The sequence below is a fragment of the Rathayibacter sp. AY1H3 genome, from assembly GCF_002932015.1.
Map to the genome: position 1 here is coordinate 1 of NZ_PSUU01000003.1, position 15,678 is coordinate 15,678.

Here is a 15,678-nt window from a genome sequence, read left to right on the forward strand (position 1 = left end):
ACGACGTGACGCTCGCCCAGCAGGCGCAGCAGCCCGCGAGCGACACGGTGCAGGAGACCCCGAGCGACTGGGCCGGATCCCTGCTGTCCTCGATCGCGGCGGGGGAAGTGGAGCGGCCCCGGCGCCCGCACCGAGGTGCTGGGCTCCGGGGCCGGTCCGGCGTGCCGAGACTACGCGGAGAAGCGCGGGAAGGCGGAGCGACCCGCGTAGGTCGCCGCACCTCCCAGGATCTCCTCGATGCGCAGCAGCTGGTTGTACTTCGCGACGCGGTCCGAGCGGGCCGGGGCGCCGGTCTTGATCTGGCCGCCGTCCACCGCGACCGCGAGGTCGGCGATGGTGGTGTCCTCGGTCTCGCCGGAGCGGTGCGAGAGGATCGCGGTCATGCCGTTGCGCTGGGCCAGGGCCACGGCGTCGAGCGTCTCGGTGAGCGTGCCGATCTGGTTCACCTTGACCAGGATCGAGTTGCCGGCCTTCTCGGCGATGCCGCGGGCGAGGCGCACCGGGTTGGTGACGTACAGGTCGTCTCCGACGAGCTGCACCTTGTCGCCGATGGCCGCGGTGAGGTGGGTCCAGCCGGCCCAGTCGTCCTCGTCCAGCGGGTCCTCGATCGAGACCAGCGGGTAGTTGGCGACGAGGTCGGCGTAGTAGGAGGAGAGCTCCTCGGCCGAGAGCTTCTTGCCCTCGAACGTGTAGGCGCCGTCCTCGTAGAACTCCGAGGAGGCGACGTCGAGCGCGAGCCCGATGTCCTTGCCGGGGGTGAAGCCGGCGGCCTCGACGGCCTTGAGGATGAAGTCGAGCGCCTCGCGGTTGGTGGGCAGGTCGGGGGCGAAGCCGCCCTCGTCGCCGAGGCCGGTGGCGAAGCCGGCCTTCTTCAGCTGCGCCTTGAGCGCGTGGTAGATCTCGACGCCCCAGCGCAGGCCCTCGGAGAAGGACTCGGCGCCCAGCGGGACGGCCATGAACTCCTGGATGTCGACGCCGGTGTCGGCGTGCGCGCCTCCGTTGATGATGTTCATCAGCGGCACGGGCAGGGTGTGCGCGTTCGGGCCGCCGACGTAGCGGAACAGGTCGAGGTCCGACGACTGCGCGGCGGCCTTGGCCACGGCGAGGCTGACGCCGAGGATCGCGTTCGCGCCCAGGCGGGACTTGTTCTCGGTGCCGTCGAGCTCGATCAGCTCGGCGTCGACGAGGCGCTGGTCGGTGGCGTCGAAGCCCTCGATGGCCGGGCCGATCTCGTCGATGACGGCGTCGACGGCCTTCTGCACGCCCTTGCCGAGGTAGCGGTCGGAGTCGCCGTCGCGGAGCTCGTACGCCTCGAACGCGCCCGTGGAGGCGCCGGACGGGACGGCCGCTCGCGAGGACGCGCCGTCCTCGAGCAGGACCTCGACCTCGACCGTGGGGTTGCCACGGGAGTCCAGAATTTCTCGGGCGACGACTGCCTCGATAAGGGCCACAACTATCTCCTCTTGACGGGTGGGCTCCCGGAGACGGGAGCGGTCGGGAAGGAGTCTACTGACCGCCTCCGAAGCGCAGGAGACCGCGGCCGGTCGTAGACTCCCAGGGCCCGATCGCCGGACGGCCCGGGCGCACCCGCCGACCCGGAGGTTCCCCGTGACCACGACCGCCGCCGACCACGTCGACCGTCTCACCGCCGTCGTCCCGGACTTCCCGAGCCCGGGCATCCTGTTCCGCGACCTCACGCCGGTCTTCGGCGACGGCGAGGCCCTGCGGGCGGTGGCCGACGCGCTGATCGAGCCCTACCGCGGACGGATCGACGCGATCGCGGGCGTGGAGGCGCGCGGCTTCCTGCTCGCCGCGGCGGCCGCCTACTCGGCCGGCCTCGGCGTCGTGACCATCCGCAAGCCCGGCAAGCTGCCGCGGGCCGTGCTGCGCGAGCAGGCGACCCTCGAGTACGGCGAGACGATGCTGGAGGTGCACGAGGACGCGGCGCCCCGCGGCGCGCGCCTGCTGCTGGTCGACGACGTGCTGGCGACCGGGGGCACGCTCGACGCGAGCCGCCGCCTGATCGAGCGCGCCGGGTGGAGCCTCGAGGGGATCGCGGTGGTCATGGAGCTCGACGGGCTCGGCGGCCGCGAGGTGCTGGCCGGCCACCGCGTCGACGCGATCGTCACCGTCTGACCGGGCCCCGTCGCTCCGCTCCCCCTGCCCTCCCCTTCCCGCGAGACGCCACCCGGGTATGCGACCCACCGGGCGAGCCGCACTCGAGTGGCGTCCCGCGGAAGGGGGAAAGCGACGGGGTCAGGTGAGGGAGAGGGACATCCGGGAGAGGACGAAGGTCTCGAGCACCTGCACGAGCATGTAGAGCACGAGCGAGACGCCGGTCACGAGCACGACCGCCGACCAGACGTCCGCGAACCGGGCCTGGGCGGACCAGGCGTTGATCGCCCCGCCGATGCCCGCACCGGTGGAGAGCCACTCGGCGAGCAGCGCGCCCGTGATCGCTCCGGGCACCGAGATGCGGATCGCGGCGAAGAGCGAGGGCAGCGAGCCGGGGATGGCCACCTTGCGGATCGCGGTGAGAGTGCTGCCGCCGTAGACCGCGACCACGTCGAGCATCTGCGGGGAGGCGTTGTTGAGGCCGAAGGCGATCGTCACCAGCGCGGGGAACAGGACGACGATCCCGCCGATGACCGCGACCGAGGCGATCGAGCCGGTCCCGAAGACCAGGATGATCAGCGGCGCCATCGCGATCAGCGGCACCGAGCGCAGCAGCATCGCGAACGGCATCAGCGCGTGCTCGATGCCCTTCGACAGGCGGAACAGGATCGCGCCGAGGATCGCCACGACCAGGCCGGCCGCGAAGCCGATCAGTGCGTCGCCCATGGTCACGGCGAAGAGGCCGCCCAGCTCGGCGCGGTGCTCCGCGGCCTTCGCATCGGTCACCAGGTGCTGCCAGACGTCCCACGGGCCCTTGACCACGTAGGGCGAGACCCCGCTGAAGAGGACCACGCCGATCCAGATCGCCAGCACGATCACGATCGTCGACAGGGCGACGAGCAGGCTCTTGCGCAGGCTCTTGAGAGTCGCGCCGAGGGCGGCCGTGCGCAGCTGGCGGCGCAGCTCGTCGACCGCGAGGATCGACGTGGCCGTGGACTGCTCCGTGCGGTCGGGGACGGTGGTCGTCATGGTCATGCCCGCTTTCCGGAGGACCAGGGCGCGATGAGGCGCCCGATCAGTCCGACGATGCCGTAGCCGAGGAGCGCGACGCCCGCGCAGAGGAGGAAGAGCGCCCAGACGCGGGGCGAGTTCAGCGAGACCTGCGCCGCGACCAGGATCGGGCCCACGCCCGTCTCGATCTTGCCGAAGTACTCGCCGAGGATCGCGCCGAGGAAGGCCGCGGGCACCGCGATCTGCAGCGCCGACAGGATGTTGGGCAGCGCCGCGATCAGACGGACCTTGCGCAGCTGGGTGAACCGCGAGCCCCCGTAGACCGTGACGACGTCGAGCGCCGCCTTGTCGGCCGCCTTCAGCCCGAGCAGGCTGCCGACGACCGTGGTGAAGAACACCGAGAGGCCGGCCAGGAAGATCGCCGTCGCGCTCGCCTTCCCGGGAGCGTCCGCACCGCCGAGGATCAGCAGCACGATCGCTCCGATGGCGACGATCGGCACGCAGTAGGTGATGACCGCGAGCTGCGAGACGACCCCCTCCAGCCAGGGCAGGACCAGCACGAGCGCCGAGAGCACGAGCGCAAGGAGGTTGCCCCAGAAGTAGCCGACGGCCGCCTCGCCGATCGTGACGGAGAAGTTGCGCCAGTAGAAGCCGGCGCCGTCCTCCATCGCGGTCTGCACGACCTGCACGGGAGTGGGGACGGGCGCGTAGGTCGCGGCGCCGGTGGGCGCGGTGACGAGCGCCACGATCCACCAGACGGCGACGATCGCGGCGACGCCGATCAGCCCGGTGAGCCACGGAGGCAGGGACAGGGTGCGGCGCGGGGCCGCGGGGAGCGTGGTGGCCACAATGCCTCCTAGACGCGGTCGTCCGCGGCCGCGCCGCCGTCGCCGAACAGCAGCTCGGAGGCCTGGTCGACGTAGGCGTGGAACTCGGGGGTGCGCTGCATCTCGGGGGTGCGCGGGCGGGGGAGGTCGATGTCGATGATCTCCTTCACCCGTCCCGGGCGCGGGCTCATCACCGCGACGCGGTCCGAGAGGAAGATCGCCTCCGAGATGCCGTGCGTGACGAGGAGCGTCGTGGCGGGCTTCTCGGTCCAGATCCGCAGCAGCTCGAGGTTGAGCTTCTGCCGCGTCATGTCGTCGAGGGCGCCGAACGGCTCGTCGAGCAGCAGGACCTCGGGCTTGAGGATCAGGCACCGCGCGATCGACACGCGCTGGCGCATGCCGCCCGAGAGCTGGGCCGGCTTGGCCTTCTCGAAGCCGCGGAGGCCGACGAGGTCGATCAGCTCGTCGATGTAGGACTGGTCGACACTCTTGCCCGCGATCTCGAACGGCAGGCGGATGTTCGCCATGACGCTGCGCCACGGCAGGAGCGCGTGGTCCTGGAAGGCGATGCCGAGCTTGTTGTCGCGGCGCAGCTCCTGGGGAGTGCGGCCGTCGACCCGGATGGAGCCGGACGTCGGCTCCTCCAGCCCCGCGAGGATCCGCAGGATGGTCGACTTGCCGCACCCCGACGGGCCGAGCAGGGCGAGGAAGCTGCCCTGGTCGGTGTGGAGATCGGTGTCCTGCAGCGCCGCGACGCTGCGCGAGCCCATCCGGAACGTCTTCGACAGGCCGTGGATCTGGATGCCGGTGCCGCCGGCACCCTGGTCGCACAGGGTGCCGGCGTCGGTCGTGTCGGTCACGAGTGGTGCCCTTCGTGGATCAGGATCAGGCCGCGTACTTCATCAGCTCGGGGTTCTCCTCGTAGACCTCGTCGAGGAGGGTCAGATCGAAGAGGTCCTCGGCCGTGACGTCGATCCCGGCGCCCGCGAGGGACGCGATGGTCTCGGACTGCAGCGTCTCGGAGATGGTGAAGAGGCCGTTCGAGACCGTCTCGTCCGAGACGACCAGCTCCTCGGCCTGGATGGTGGCGCCCTTCTTGGAGGACTCCTCGTTGAGGCCGAGGTCCTTGCCGTAGTTCTCGACGGCGAGCATCGCGCCCGCCTCCGGGTCGTTGACCGCGTCGGTCCAGCCCTTGATCTCGGCGACGAGGAACGCCTTCAGAGCGTCGCGCTTCTCGGCGATCGCCTGCTCCGACACCGAGAAGGTCTCGGCGACGAAGGGGAGGCCGTTGTCGGCGAAGGGCAGGTTGACGACCTCGTAGCCCTCGGCCGCGACCGTGATGGCCTCGTTCGTCAGGTAGGCGATGAAGCCGTCGACGGTGCCGTTGACGAGCACGGAGGGGTCGTACTCGACGGGGACGACCGTGAGGTCGGACTCGGAGAGGCCGTTCGCGGCGAGCAGCGCCTGGAACAGGGAGGTGTTCGAGGCCTGGACGCCGATCTTCTTCCCGGCGAGGTCGGCCGGAGTGGCGATGTTGCCGGCGGTCTTGATCGAGAGGACCGTGAAGGGGTTCTTCTGGTAGGTCGCGCCGATGATCTTGAGCGGGGCCTCCTGCTGGGCGATCGCGGTGCCGATCGAGACGGCGTCGCTGAGCGCGACGTCCGCGCTGCCCGAGAGGAGCTCGGCCACGCCCGTCGAGGGGCCGGGGGTGAGCGTCACTCCTGCCAGGCCGGCCTCGGTGAAGTAGCCCTTCGAGTCGGCGAAGAACTCGCCCGCGAACTCCTCGTTCTTGATCCAGGAGAGCTGGACCTTGAGGGTGCCGAGGTCGCCGCCGTCCGCGGCGGACGCGCCGGAGGAGTCGGAGGCGCAGGAGGCGAGGACGGAGGCGCCGCCGATCGCGAGGCCGGCGACACCCGCCAGGCGGAGGAGGCTGCGGCGGTCGAAGGCCGGGAGGGAGCGGAGGGGCGACAGGGTCAAGGGGACTCCTCGGGTGGGGATCGTCAGGGCTGCTGCGGTGCGGTGCGCGGGGTCGCGACGGGGTGCCCGTGCAGGCGCGCCAAGCCGCGCCGATCGGGTGCCTCGACGCTATCCGGGGGAGATTTCTCGGGTGTGTCCGCAGATTTCGCGGGTATTAAGGCTCTCACGGATCCGACAAGGATCCGACCAGATCGGCATGATCCTCTGACGGATCGTCTGAGACCCTGTTCAGGCCTCACAGGACGGCCCGGCCCCTCCCACGGGCGCGGCTCAGCGCAGGCAGCCGGCGTCGCTCACCCGGCGCCGCCGGCGCGGCTCAGCCGAGGTCCTTGAAGGAGAGGTCGGCGGCGGAGGCGGCATCGCGCGGAACGAGAGCGAAGCGGGTGAAGCCCGCGGCGGCCGCGCGGTCCAGCAGCGGGGTGAGGTTCTTCGCCCGGCGCTCGAGGCGCACGCGCGAGCCCCGGGCGATCAGCTCCTGCTTGAGCGCGAGCAGCAGCTCGGGCGCCGCGTCGCGCTCGTGGACGAGGACGACGGCGTCGGGGCGCTCGACGACGGCACCGCCGATCAGTTCGACGATCCGCTCGAAGCCGATCGAGAAGCCGCAGGCCGGCACGTCCTGACCGAGGAAGCGGCCGATCATCCCGTCGTACCGCCCGCCTCCGCCGACCGAGGAGCCCGAGGACGGGTGCGCGATCTCGAAGATCGTGCCGGTGTAGTAGCCCATGCCCCGCACGAGCGTCGGGTCGAAGCGGAGCGAGACGCCGGCGGGCAGCGAGCGCAGCGACCGGGCCAGCGTCTCGAGCGCGAGCACCGCCTCCGGGTCGATGCCCTCGGGCAGCACGTCGAGGATCGCGGACTGCTCGAGCGCCACTCCCCCGGCGGCGACCGCCTGCTCGATCCGCGCGAGGTAGCCCCCGAGGACCGCGGCCGCGTCCGGCCCGTCGGCCTCGAGCTCGGCGACGACCCCGGCGGCGCCGATCTTGTCGAGCTTGTCGATCGAGATCAGCGCCGGGCCGAAGCGCTCGGGGGCGAAGCCGCAGTGCTCGAGGATTCCGGTGAGGATGCGGCGGTCGTTGATCCGGATGGTGCAGTCCTCGAGGCCCAGGGCGTCGAGCGCCGCCGCGGTCGCCGTGATGAGCTCGACCTCGGCCAGCTGCCCGGGCTCGCCGATGATGTCGATGTCGCACTGCACGAACTGGCGGTACCGCCCCTTCTGCGGGCGCTCGGCGCGCCACACCGGCGCGATCTGCACCGAGCGGAAGACGGCCGGCAGCTCGGCGCGGTGCGAGGCGTAGAAGCGGGCGAGAGGCACCGTGAGGTCGAAGCGCAGGCCGAGGTCGGCGAGGGCGGACGCGTCGTCGACCGCCGCCAGGTCGTCGCGGGTGAGCCCGCGGCGCAGGACGCTGAAGGCGAGCTTCTCGTTGTCGCCGCCGAGCCCGGAGTGGAGGCGGTCGAAGTCCTCGACCACGGGCGTCTCGATCTCGTCGAACCCGTGGGAGGCGTACACGCGGCGGATGACGCCGAGCGCGTGCTCGCGCTTCGCCTTGTCGGCGGGGAGGAAGTCGCGCATGCCGCGGGGCGGGGTGATCGGGGAGGCCATGACGGCGATTCTCCCAGATCGGCCGGGGCGGGCCGGCGGACGCCTCAGTCCGCGCGCCGCTCCTGCTCCACCGCGCGGATCTCGTCCTGCAGGTCGCGCGTCGCCGTGCGGAGCGCGCGCTCGGCGTCGAGCCCCTGGGCGCGGGCGGAGGCGACGATGGCCAGCAGCAGCGGGCCGAGGTCCTCCTCCGACTCGATGGGCAGAGGGCCCTGGCCGGCGTCCACGACGCCCAGCGAGGTCGCCTTGCCGATCACCTTGTCGGCGAGCGCGAGGGCGGGCATGCCCTGCGGGATCCCGTCGAGCACGCTGGTGCGGTGCGGCTTCTCGGTGCGCTTGAGCTCGTCCCACACCGCGATGACGTCGTCGGCCGTCTCGGCCGTGGCGTCGCCGAAGACGTGCGGGTGGCGGCCGATCATCTTGGCGTTCATGTGCGCCGCGACGTCCTCGATGGTGAAGGGCTCGGCGCTCTCGGCCGCCAGGTCGGCGTGGAAGAGCACCTGGTAGAGGACGTCGCCGAGCTCCTCGATCAGGTCGGCCCGGTCCCCCGCCTCGATGGCGTCGACGAGCTCGTGCGACTCCTCGATCAGGTAGCGCACGAGCGACTCGTGGGTCTGCTCGGCGTCCCACGGGCAGCCGCCCGGGGCGCGGAGGACGTGGACGGTGCGGATGAGCTCGTCGAGCCGGGGATGCGCGGTCACCCCGCCATCCTCGCATCCGGTCCGGCCGCCGCCGCGGACATCCGGGCGGCGCGGGCGCCCGGGAGCCTCAGGCCCGCGCGAGACGCCGCCGCGCGACGAGGAGGCAGCCGCCGGCGACGAGCGGCACCGCGGCGAGGAGCCCGGGCGACGCCGCGACGGACACCGCGGTCGAGGCGCTGACCAGTGCACCCGCCAGGTTCCAGAGGACCACCGCGACTCCCGCGCCGTCCCCGATCGGGAGCGGCACCGGGCTGAGCAGCTGCGGCGGCAGCGGACCCCGGGTCGCGTCCATCGCCCGCGCGGCGACGGCGGCGACGGCGGTCGCGGCGGCCACCGGCACCGCCGCGCCCGGGAGCAGCAGCGAGGCGGCGAGGGCGCCGAGCACCGCGACTCCGACCGCGAGCACCAGCGGGAGGACGGCGTGCAGGAGGAGCAGCTCGAACGGGCCGGGGGCGAGGAGCGCCGGCTGTCCCGCGGTCGCGGCGGCGTGGCGGAAGCCGTCGCTCCAGACGCCGGCGCCGAGGTAGGCGAGCACGCCCGCCGCGGCGGCCGGGAGCGCGAGGATGGAGGACGGCACGACCGCGGCGAGCACGGCGGCGGCGCCGGCGGCGGCCAGCGCGACGACCGCGACCGCCGAGCGGCCGGGAGTGCGCAGCGCGCCGATCGCGTCGCGCACCGGCACCGCGAGGGCGAGCGGGGAGAGGCGGACCGCTCGGAGCCCCCGCCCGATCGCCGGAAGGGCGCGGTACCCGTCGAGCGACTCGGCGAGATCGCCCGTCGCTCCGAGCCGGGCGGTCGCCGACCACTGCCGGGCCTGGGCGAGGAGGCGAGGCCCGCGCGCGGCGTCGAGCAGCCGGGGCGCCGCGGCCAGGAGGACCGCGGCCGACGCGAGCAGCACGGTCGCGGCGCGCACCTCCTCCGCTCCGCTCACGGCTGAGGCGAGGAGGCCGCCCGGCGTGGGCGCACCGGGCAGGAGGGCCCCGAGGACCGCGAGGGAGGCGAGGAGGCCCGCCGCGAGCGCGGGGAGGCGCGAGGGGAGGCACTGACCGGCGAGCCAGGCGACGGCGAGGAGGCCGGCGAACGCGGCGCCGCCGGCGACGGCCGCGAGGAGCGGCGCGGAGGCGGCGAGGGCGAGGAGCGACGCGACGGCGGAGCAGCACGCCACGAGACCGGCCGACGCCCGGACCACGGGTCGGCGGAGCACCGACCAGCGGCGCAGATCGGTCGCGAGCAGCACGGCCGTGGTGTGCGGCTCGCCCACCGCGGGTCCGCGCACCCGGCCCAGGAGCACGGCGGCGGGCAGGGCGAAACCCGCGGCGAGGGCGATCAGCGGCTCCGGCACGGCTCCCGCCTCGGCAGCGAGGAGCGCGAGGGCCCGGGCGACGGGGAGGACGACGACGAGGACGGTCATCGCGGCGAGGTAGCCCGCGTAGGTGCGCGGACTCGGCGGAGCCGCGGCGCGGTGCCGGTGCAGAGCCCGCACCTCGGCGACGCGAGCCCTCTCCGCGCGCGTCACGCCCGCTCCAGCTCGACGACCCGCGCGCCCAGACCCTGGATCAGCACAGGGCTGTGGGTCGCGACGACGAGTGCCCGGGACGCGGCTGCGCGCCGCAGGACTTCCGCCACCAGCGGCACCCGCTCGACGTCGAGCCGCTGCTCCGGCTCGTCGAGCAGCAGCACCGCCGAGGGCCGGGCCAGCACGAGCGCGAGGGAGAACAGCTGCGTCTGCCCGGAGGAGAGCTCGTGCGGGAAGCGGCGGGCGAGCGGAGCGAGCGCGAGCGCGTCGAGACCAGCCGCGGCCTCGCGGCGGGCGTCGGCGACCGGCGCGCCCCACGAGACGGCCACCATCGCGAGGTGCTCCTCGAGGGTCAGGTCCCGCTCGAAGGGCGGGGTGCCGATCAGGGCGGCGACGGCGCGGCGGTGGGCGGCGGAGCGCTCCTCCGGGGCGCGCCCGGCCACCGCCACGACTCCCTCGCTCGGAGCGGTGAGGCCGGCGATCACCCGCAGGAGCGTGGTCTTGCCGGTGCCGTTGCGGCCCGTCACCGCGACGCGCTCCCCCGCCTCCGCCTCGAGGGCGCACGGGGCGAGCAGCTCGACCCCCGAGGCGCGGACCGCGACCCCGCGGACGGCGACCAGCGGGCCGGCGAGCGGCTCCGGCTCGCGGGGGCGTCGGGCGGCGAGGAGCGGCATGCCCTCCATCCTGCCAGCGGGCCCTCCCGCAGCGGCGACGGCCGCCGGAGCGGGGCGGCGCGCCACCGGGGAGCGCCGCCCCGAGGACCTCAGACGGTGACCGGCTCCGGGAACAGCGAGTCCAGGAGCGACGCCACCCACTGGATGAGCGCCCGGTCGCCGAGCGGAACGCCGTCGAGCACGGGCATCGGCACGACGACCGCGTCGGCCTGCTGCAGGTACTTCGCGGTCGGGTACATCCGGCGCAGGCGCACCTGGATCGAGTCGGGCAGATGAGCGGGAGCCACGCGGACGTTCGAGCCCATCGCGACCACATCGCTCAGGCCCGCCTTCTGTGCGCGCATCCGCAGCCTCGACACCAGGATGAGGTTCTCGACCGCCTCGGGCAGCTCGCCGTAGCGGTCGGTCAGCTCCTCGACCACGAGGTCGATGCTCCCCTCCTTCGCCGTCGGCGACGACGCGGCCGACAGCTTCTGGTACGCCTCCAGGCGCAGCCGCTCGCTGTCGACGTACTCCTCCGGGATGCGCGCGTCGACGGGCAGCTCGAGCCGCAGCTCCGTCTGCCCCTCGGCGACCTCGCCGCGGAAGGTGTCGACGGCCTCGCCGATCATCCGCAGGTAGAGGTCGAAGCCCACGCCCTGGATGTGCCCGGACTGCTCGCCGCCGAGGAGGTTGCCCGCACCGCGGATCTCGAGGTCCTTCAGCGCGATCTGCATGCCGCCGCCGAGGTCCGAGTTGGCGGCCAGCGTCTGCAGCCGGTCGTGCGCGGTCTCGCTCAGCGGCTTCGTCTCGTCGTAGAGGAGGTAGGCGTAGGCGCGCTCGCGGCCGCGGCCGACCCGCCCGCGCAGCTGGTGCAGCTGCGAGAGACCGTACTTGTCGGCGCGGTCGACGATCAGCGTGTTGGCGTTCGGGATGTCGAGGCCGGTCTCGACGATCGTCGTCGACACCAGGACGTCGAACTTGCGCTCCCAGAAGTCGACGATGATCCGCTCGAGCTGCGACTCGCTGAGCTTGCCGTGCGCGACCGCGATCCGCGCCTCGGGAACCAGCTCGGCGAGCTGCGAGGCGACGCGGTTGATCGTCGAGACGCGGTTGTGCACGAAGAACACCTGGCCCTCGCGCAGGAGCTCCCGGCGGATCGCGGCCGACACCTGCTTCTCGGAGTAGGGGCCGACGAAGGTGAGGATCGGGTGGCGCTCCTCCGGCGGGGTCGCGAGGGTCGACATCTCGCGGATGCCGGTCACCGCCATCTCGAGCGTCCGCGGGATGGGCGTGGCGCTCATCGAGAGGATGTCGACGTTCTTCTTCAGCGCCTTGAGCTTGTCCTTGTGCTCGACGCCGAAGCGCTGCTCCTCGTCGATCACGAGCAGGCCGAGGTCCTTGAAGACGATGTTGTCGCTGAGGAGCCGGTGGGTCGCGATGACCATGTCGACGGTGCCGTCGGCCAGGCCCTCGATCGTCTCCTTCGACTCCTTCGCGCTCTGGAACCGGCTGAGCGCCCGCAGGTGAACGGGGAAGCCGGCGAAGCGCTCCTGGAACGTCTCGAGGTGCTGGCGGACGAGCAGCGTGGTCGGCACGAGCATCGCGACCTGCTTCCCGTCCTGGATCGCCTTGAACGCGGCGCGCACGGCGACCTCGGTCTTGCCGAAGCCGACGTCGCCCGAGAGCAGGCGGTCCATCGGGATCGGCCGCTCCATGTCGGCCTTGACCTCGTCGATGACGGTGAGCTGGTCGGGGGTCTCGGCGAACGGGAACGCCTCCTCCAGCTCGCGCTGCCAGGGGGTGTCCGGCGGGAACGCGTGCCCGCGGGAGGCCATCCGGGCGGAGTAGAGCTTCACGAGCTCGACCGCGATGTCGCGGACCGCGCGGCGGGCCTTGCTCTTGGCCTGCGCCCAGTCGCTCCCGCCCATCTTGCTCAGCGCCGGAGCCTCGCCGCCGACGTAGCGGGAGAGCAGGTCGAGCTGGTCCGTGGGGACGAGCAGCTTGTCGCCGGGGAAGCCGCGCTTGCTGGGGGCGTACTCGAGCACCAGGTACTCGCGGCGCGTCTTGATCGCGTTGCGGCCCCCGCTGGAGACCTCGCGCTGAGAGAGCTCCACGAACCGGCCGATGCCGTGGGTGGCGTGCACCACGAAGTCGCCGGGGGTGAGCTGCAGCGGGTCGACGACGTTCTTGCGGCGCGACGCGAGCTTCTTCACCGCGCGGGAGTCGTAGCCGACGGTGCGGCCGTAGAACTCCGTGTCGGTGAGCAGGGCGAGCTTCGCCTCCTCCACCTCGAAGCCGTGGTCGACGGAGGCCTGGACCACGTAGGCCAGGCCCGTCTCGAGCCCGGCGGGGAGGTCGGCGACGATGCGGGCGGCGACCTCGTGCTCGGCGAGGACCTGGTCGGTGCGCTCGACCGTGCCGGTGCCGGGCGCGGTCAGGACCACGGTCCAGCCGTCGGCCAGGCGCGCGCGGACGTGGGCGAGGGCGCCCTCGACGCTCGCTCCGAATCCGGGGACCGGCTCGCCCTCGACGCGGACGGCGAGGATCTCGTCGATCCCGAGCTCCTCCGGCAGCACCTCGGCCTCGCCCGCGGCGGGGCCCTGGCGGAACGTGCTCATCGTCCACCAGGGGTGGTCGGGAGCGTCGGCGCCCGGGGCGCTGAGCTTCACGGAGTCGCGGAGCGTGCCGAGCGAGATGAACTCGCCCGAGGCGAGGTCGATGGGGGCCTCGGCGCCGGCGGTCGCCGCGCTCCAGGCCGCCTGCAGGAACTCGCGGTTCGTCTCGGCGAGGCTGATCGCCCGCGTCGCCACGCGCTCGGGGGCGAGGACCGCGACGGCCGCACCGTAGGGAAGGTAGTGCGAGATCGGGACCAGCCGCTCCAGCAGCGCGGGGGCGAGCGACTCCATCCCCTCGACCGGGATGCCCTCGGCGATCTTCGCGAGCATCGCCGACAGGCTCGGGAACTCGTGCAGCATCTCGCGGGCCCGCTGCCTCACCGCGGGCACCAGCAGCAGCTCGCGGCTCGGCGGGAGGACCACCGAGTCGGCCTCGCCCGGGAGCGAGCGCTGATCGGCCACGGAGAAGCCGCGGATGGAGTCGACCTCGTCGCCGAAGAAGTCCACTCGGCTCGGATGCTCGGCCACCGCGGGGAAGACGTCGAGGATGCCACCGCGCACGGCGAACTCGCCGCGGCGCGTGACCATGTCGACCCGGGCGTAGGCCAGGTCGACCAGCTCGGCCGAGATGCGGCCGAGGTCGTAACCGCGGGCGCCCTTCACGAGTCGGATCGGCTCGATGTCGGCGAGGTTGTCGGCGACCGGCTGCAGCGCCGCGCGCACGGAGGCGACCACCACGAGGGGCCGCTCGCCCGACCACTGCTTCATCCGCCGCAGCGCGTCCAGGCGCCGCCCCACGATCTCGGCGCTCGGGCTGAGGCGCTCGTGCGGCAGCGTCTCCCAGGCCGGGAACTCGACGACGTCCGCGTCCGGCAGCATGCAGCCGAGGGAGGCGCGCACGTTCTCGGAGTCGCGGCCCGTGGCCGTGACCACCAGCGCCGCCTGCGGGCGTCCCGCCTCCGCGCGCCTCTCGATCAGCCCCGCGAGCAGGGGGACCCGGAGGCCGTCGGCCACCGAGAAGTCGGCGTCCCGCACCGCGTACGCGAGAGCATCGTCGAACGTGGAGGCGCGCGACAGCGCCGAGATGATCTCGTTGAGGGGCACGGGTCCAGTTTACGGCCGCCCCGCGGGCCGACCGCCGAGGGAACCCCGAACCGTCGAGGGAGCCCGGGGCTGCGGTCTCCCTCGCCGTCCAGGGTTCCCTCGGTGGAGGGCGGGTCAGGCGCTGGTGTGGAACTTCAGCTGGGCGGCGGAGAGGCCGGAGTCGGCGATGAGCTCGACGGCGTCGGCGGCGTCCGAGACCAGGATCGGGAGCGCCTCGCGCTCCGGGCCGGCGAAGTCCTTCAGCACGAAGTCGGCGGCCTGCTGGCGGCCCGGCGGGCGGCCGATGCCGACCCGCACGCGCAGGAACTCGGCTCCTCCGGTCGCCGCGAGGATGTCGCGGATGCCGTTGTGCCCTCCGTGACCGCCGCCCTGCTTGAGGCGCAGGGTGTCGAAGGGGATGTCGAGCTCGTCGTGCACGACGATCAGGTGCGCCGGGTCGACCGAGTAGAAGTCGAGCAGCTGCGCCGTCGGCCCGCCGGAGAGGTTCATGAAGCTGTTGGGCTTGCCCAGCACGAGCTTCGGTCCGCCCGGGCGGAGGAAGCCCTCGGCGACCACGGCGTTGGCGCGGTTGTGCCGGCGGAACGAGCCGCCGATCCGCGTCGCGAGCTCGTCGAGCACCATCTGGCCGACGTTGTGCCGGTTGCGCGCGTACTGCGCGCCCGGGTTGCCCAGTCCGACGACCAGCCAGGTGTCACCCATGTCGTTCCTCTTCCTCGGGGGCGGCGGGGGGGGTCCCCGCCGGACGCGGAACGGGCCCGCCGCGGCTGCGAGCGGGCCCGTTCCCGGGGTGGTGCGGACTACTCCGCGGTCTCGGCGACGACGTCGCCCGAGGCCGGGGTCTCGTCGTCCTCGCCCAGGTCCTGCTCGACCTCGGCGGTGACGTTGACGATGAGCACCTCGGCGTCGGTGACCAGCGTGGCGCCCTCGGGGAGCGTGACGTCGGCGGCGGTGATCTGCGTGCCGGCCTCGAGGCCCTCGACGGAGACGACGATGTTCTGCGGGATGCGCGTGGCGTCGACCTCGAGCGAGAGGGTGTTCGACTCGATCGAGACGAGGGTGCCGGGAGCGGCGTCGCCCTCGACGTGCACGGGGATGTCCACCTCGACCTTCTCGCCCTTGTTGATGACGACGAGGTCGATGTGCTCGATGATCTGGCGCACCGGGTCGCGCTGGATGTCCTTCACCAGCGTGGTCTGCGCGGCGCCCTCGATGTCGAGCTCGAGGATCGCGTTCGCCTTGCGGGTGAGCAGGAGCACCTGGTGGCCCGGGAGGGTGAGGTGCTGGGGCTCGGTGCCGTGGCCGTAGAGGACCGCGGGGATCTTGTCCTGCGCGCGGATCTTGCGGGCGGCGCCCTTGCCGAACGAGGTGCGGACCTCGACGACGACCTTGTTGGTCAGTTCAGCCATGATGTTCTCCTTGGGCGGCGCGCACGCCACCGGATCGGGTCGTGGCCTGCGGCCACGGACGGTTTGTCGACTCGAACGCATGTCAGCGTGAGGAGAAGTCCGTGGCGCCCCGTGGGGGCCTCGCCTGCTTCCACCGCGTCGATCACGGATGCA

The 15,678-nt window shown here is 72.9% G+C and carries 13 protein-coding genes; 1 reads left to right on the plus strand and 12 read right to left on the minus strand.

All coding sequences use genetic code 11. From position 1 onward, the window contains the following. Nucleotides 1–170: 170 nt before the first annotated feature. Nucleotides 171–1,451 (minus strand): phosphopyruvate hydratase, encoded by a 1,281-nt coding sequence (eno, locus tag C5C33_RS02355; protein ID WP_104222361.1) that lies wholly within the window; start codon nt 1,449–1,451, stop codon nt 171–173. Nucleotides 1,452–1,608: 157 nt separating this feature from the next. Between eno and C5C33_RS02360 the strand changes: the two genes are divergently transcribed. Continuing rightward, nucleotides 1,609–2,136 (plus strand): adenine phosphoribosyltransferase, encoded by a 528-nt coding sequence (locus tag C5C33_RS02360; protein ID WP_104260312.1) that lies wholly within the window; start codon nt 1,609–1,611, stop codon nt 2,134–2,136. 120 nt (nt 2,137–2,256) lie between these two features. Here the strand turns inward: C5C33_RS02360 and C5C33_RS02365 are convergent, their stop codons facing one another. The 11 genes from C5C33_RS02365 to C5C33_RS02415 form a co-directional block, all read right to left on the minus strand. Next, nucleotides 2,257–3,150: an ABC transporter permease gene (locus C5C33_RS02365; RefSeq protein ID WP_104222359.1), complete on the minus strand. Its 894-nt coding sequence runs from the start codon at nt 3,148–3,150 to the stop codon at nt 2,257–2,259. Continuing rightward, nucleotides 3,147–3,974, minus strand: coding sequence for an ABC transporter permease (locus C5C33_RS02370; protein WP_258059477.1), 828 nt, complete (start codon nt 3,972–3,974; stop codon nt 3,147–3,149). Before C5C33_RS02370 ends, C5C33_RS02365 begins: the two co-directional genes overlap by 4 nt. 8 nt (nt 3,975–3,982) lie before the next feature. After that, the gene (locus C5C33_RS02375; protein ID WP_104222373.1) at nt 3,983–4,723 is read right to left on the minus strand and encodes an ABC transporter ATP-binding protein; all 741 of its coding nucleotides are present in this window, start codon (nt 4,721–4,723) and stop codon (nt 3,983–3,985) included. A 115-nt stretch (nt 4,724–4,838) separates the two neighbouring features. After that, nucleotides 4,839–5,930 (minus strand): ABC transporter substrate-binding protein, encoded by a 1,092-nt coding sequence (locus tag C5C33_RS02380; RefSeq protein ID WP_258059873.1) that lies wholly within the window; start codon nt 5,928–5,930, stop codon nt 4,839–4,841. Between the two features lie 316 nt (nt 5,931–6,246). Further along, nucleotides 6,247–7,530 carry a histidine--tRNA ligase gene (gene hisS, locus C5C33_RS02385; RefSeq protein WP_104260313.1) on the minus strand — a complete coding sequence of 428 codons (1,284 nt, stop codon included), beginning with the start codon at nt 7,528–7,530 and terminating at the stop codon, nt 6,247–6,249. A 44-nt stretch (nt 7,531–7,574) separates the two neighbouring features. Further along, nucleotides 7,575–8,228, minus strand: coding sequence for a MazG family protein (locus C5C33_RS02390; protein WP_104222356.1), 654 nt, complete (start codon nt 8,226–8,228; stop codon nt 7,575–7,577). 67 nt (nt 8,229–8,295) lie between these two features. After that, nucleotides 8,296–9,744, minus strand: a complete 1,449-nt coding sequence (locus C5C33_RS02395; RefSeq protein ID WP_104260314.1) for a hypothetical protein — start codon at nt 9,742–9,744, stop codon at nt 8,296–8,298. Continuing rightward, entirely contained in the window at nt 9,741–10,418 is a 678-nt protein-coding gene (locus tag C5C33_RS02400; protein ID WP_104260315.1) for an ATP-binding cassette domain-containing protein, read from the minus strand. The genes C5C33_RS02395 and C5C33_RS02400 overlap by 4 nt, the downstream gene beginning before the upstream one ends. An 89-nt stretch (nt 10,419–10,507) precedes the next feature. After that, nucleotides 10,508–14,119 carry a transcription-repair coupling factor gene (gene mfd, locus C5C33_RS02405; RefSeq protein ID WP_104260316.1) on the minus strand — a complete coding sequence of 1,204 codons (3,612 nt, stop codon included), beginning with the start codon at nt 14,117–14,119 and terminating at the stop codon, nt 10,508–10,510. A 114-nt stretch (nt 14,120–14,233) separates the two neighbouring features. Continuing rightward, complete coding sequence (pth, locus tag C5C33_RS02410) at nt 14,234–14,818, minus strand: aminoacyl-tRNA hydrolase (protein WP_104233681.1); 585 nt, start codon at nt 14,816–14,818, stop codon at nt 14,234–14,236. Between the two features lie 98 nt (nt 14,819–14,916). Beyond that, nucleotides 14,917–15,525, minus strand: a complete 609-nt coding sequence (locus C5C33_RS02415) for a 50S ribosomal protein L25/general stress protein Ctc (RefSeq protein ID WP_104238997.1) — start codon at nt 15,523–15,525, stop codon at nt 14,917–14,919. Nucleotides 15,526–15,678 lie beyond the last annotated feature (153 nt).

Bases quoted from the DNA above. Each gene is read 5' to 3' on its own strand.
- C5C33_RS02400 (WP_104260315.1), bottom strand. From the start codon at position 10,418: ATGCCGCTCCTCGCCGCCCGACGCCCCCGCGAGCCGGAGCCGCTCGCC.
- pth (WP_104233681.1), bottom strand. From the start codon at position 14,818: ATGGGTGACACCTGGCTGGTCGTCGGACTGGGCAACCCGGGCGCGCAG.
- C5C33_RS02375 (WP_104222373.1), bottom strand. From the start codon at position 4,723: ATGGGCTCGCGCAGCGTCGCGGCGCTGCAGGACACCGATCTCCACACC.
- C5C33_RS02415 (WP_104238997.1), bottom strand. From the start codon at position 15,525: ATGGCTGAACTGACCAACAAGGTCGTCGTCGAGGTCCGCACCTCGTTC.
- C5C33_RS02365 (WP_104222359.1), bottom strand. From the start codon at position 3,150: ATGACCATGACGACCACCGTCCCCGACCGCACGGAGCAGTCCACGGCC.
- hisS (WP_104260313.1), bottom strand. From the start codon at position 7,530: ATGGCCTCCCCGATCACCCCGCCCCGCGGCATGCGCGACTTCCTCCCC.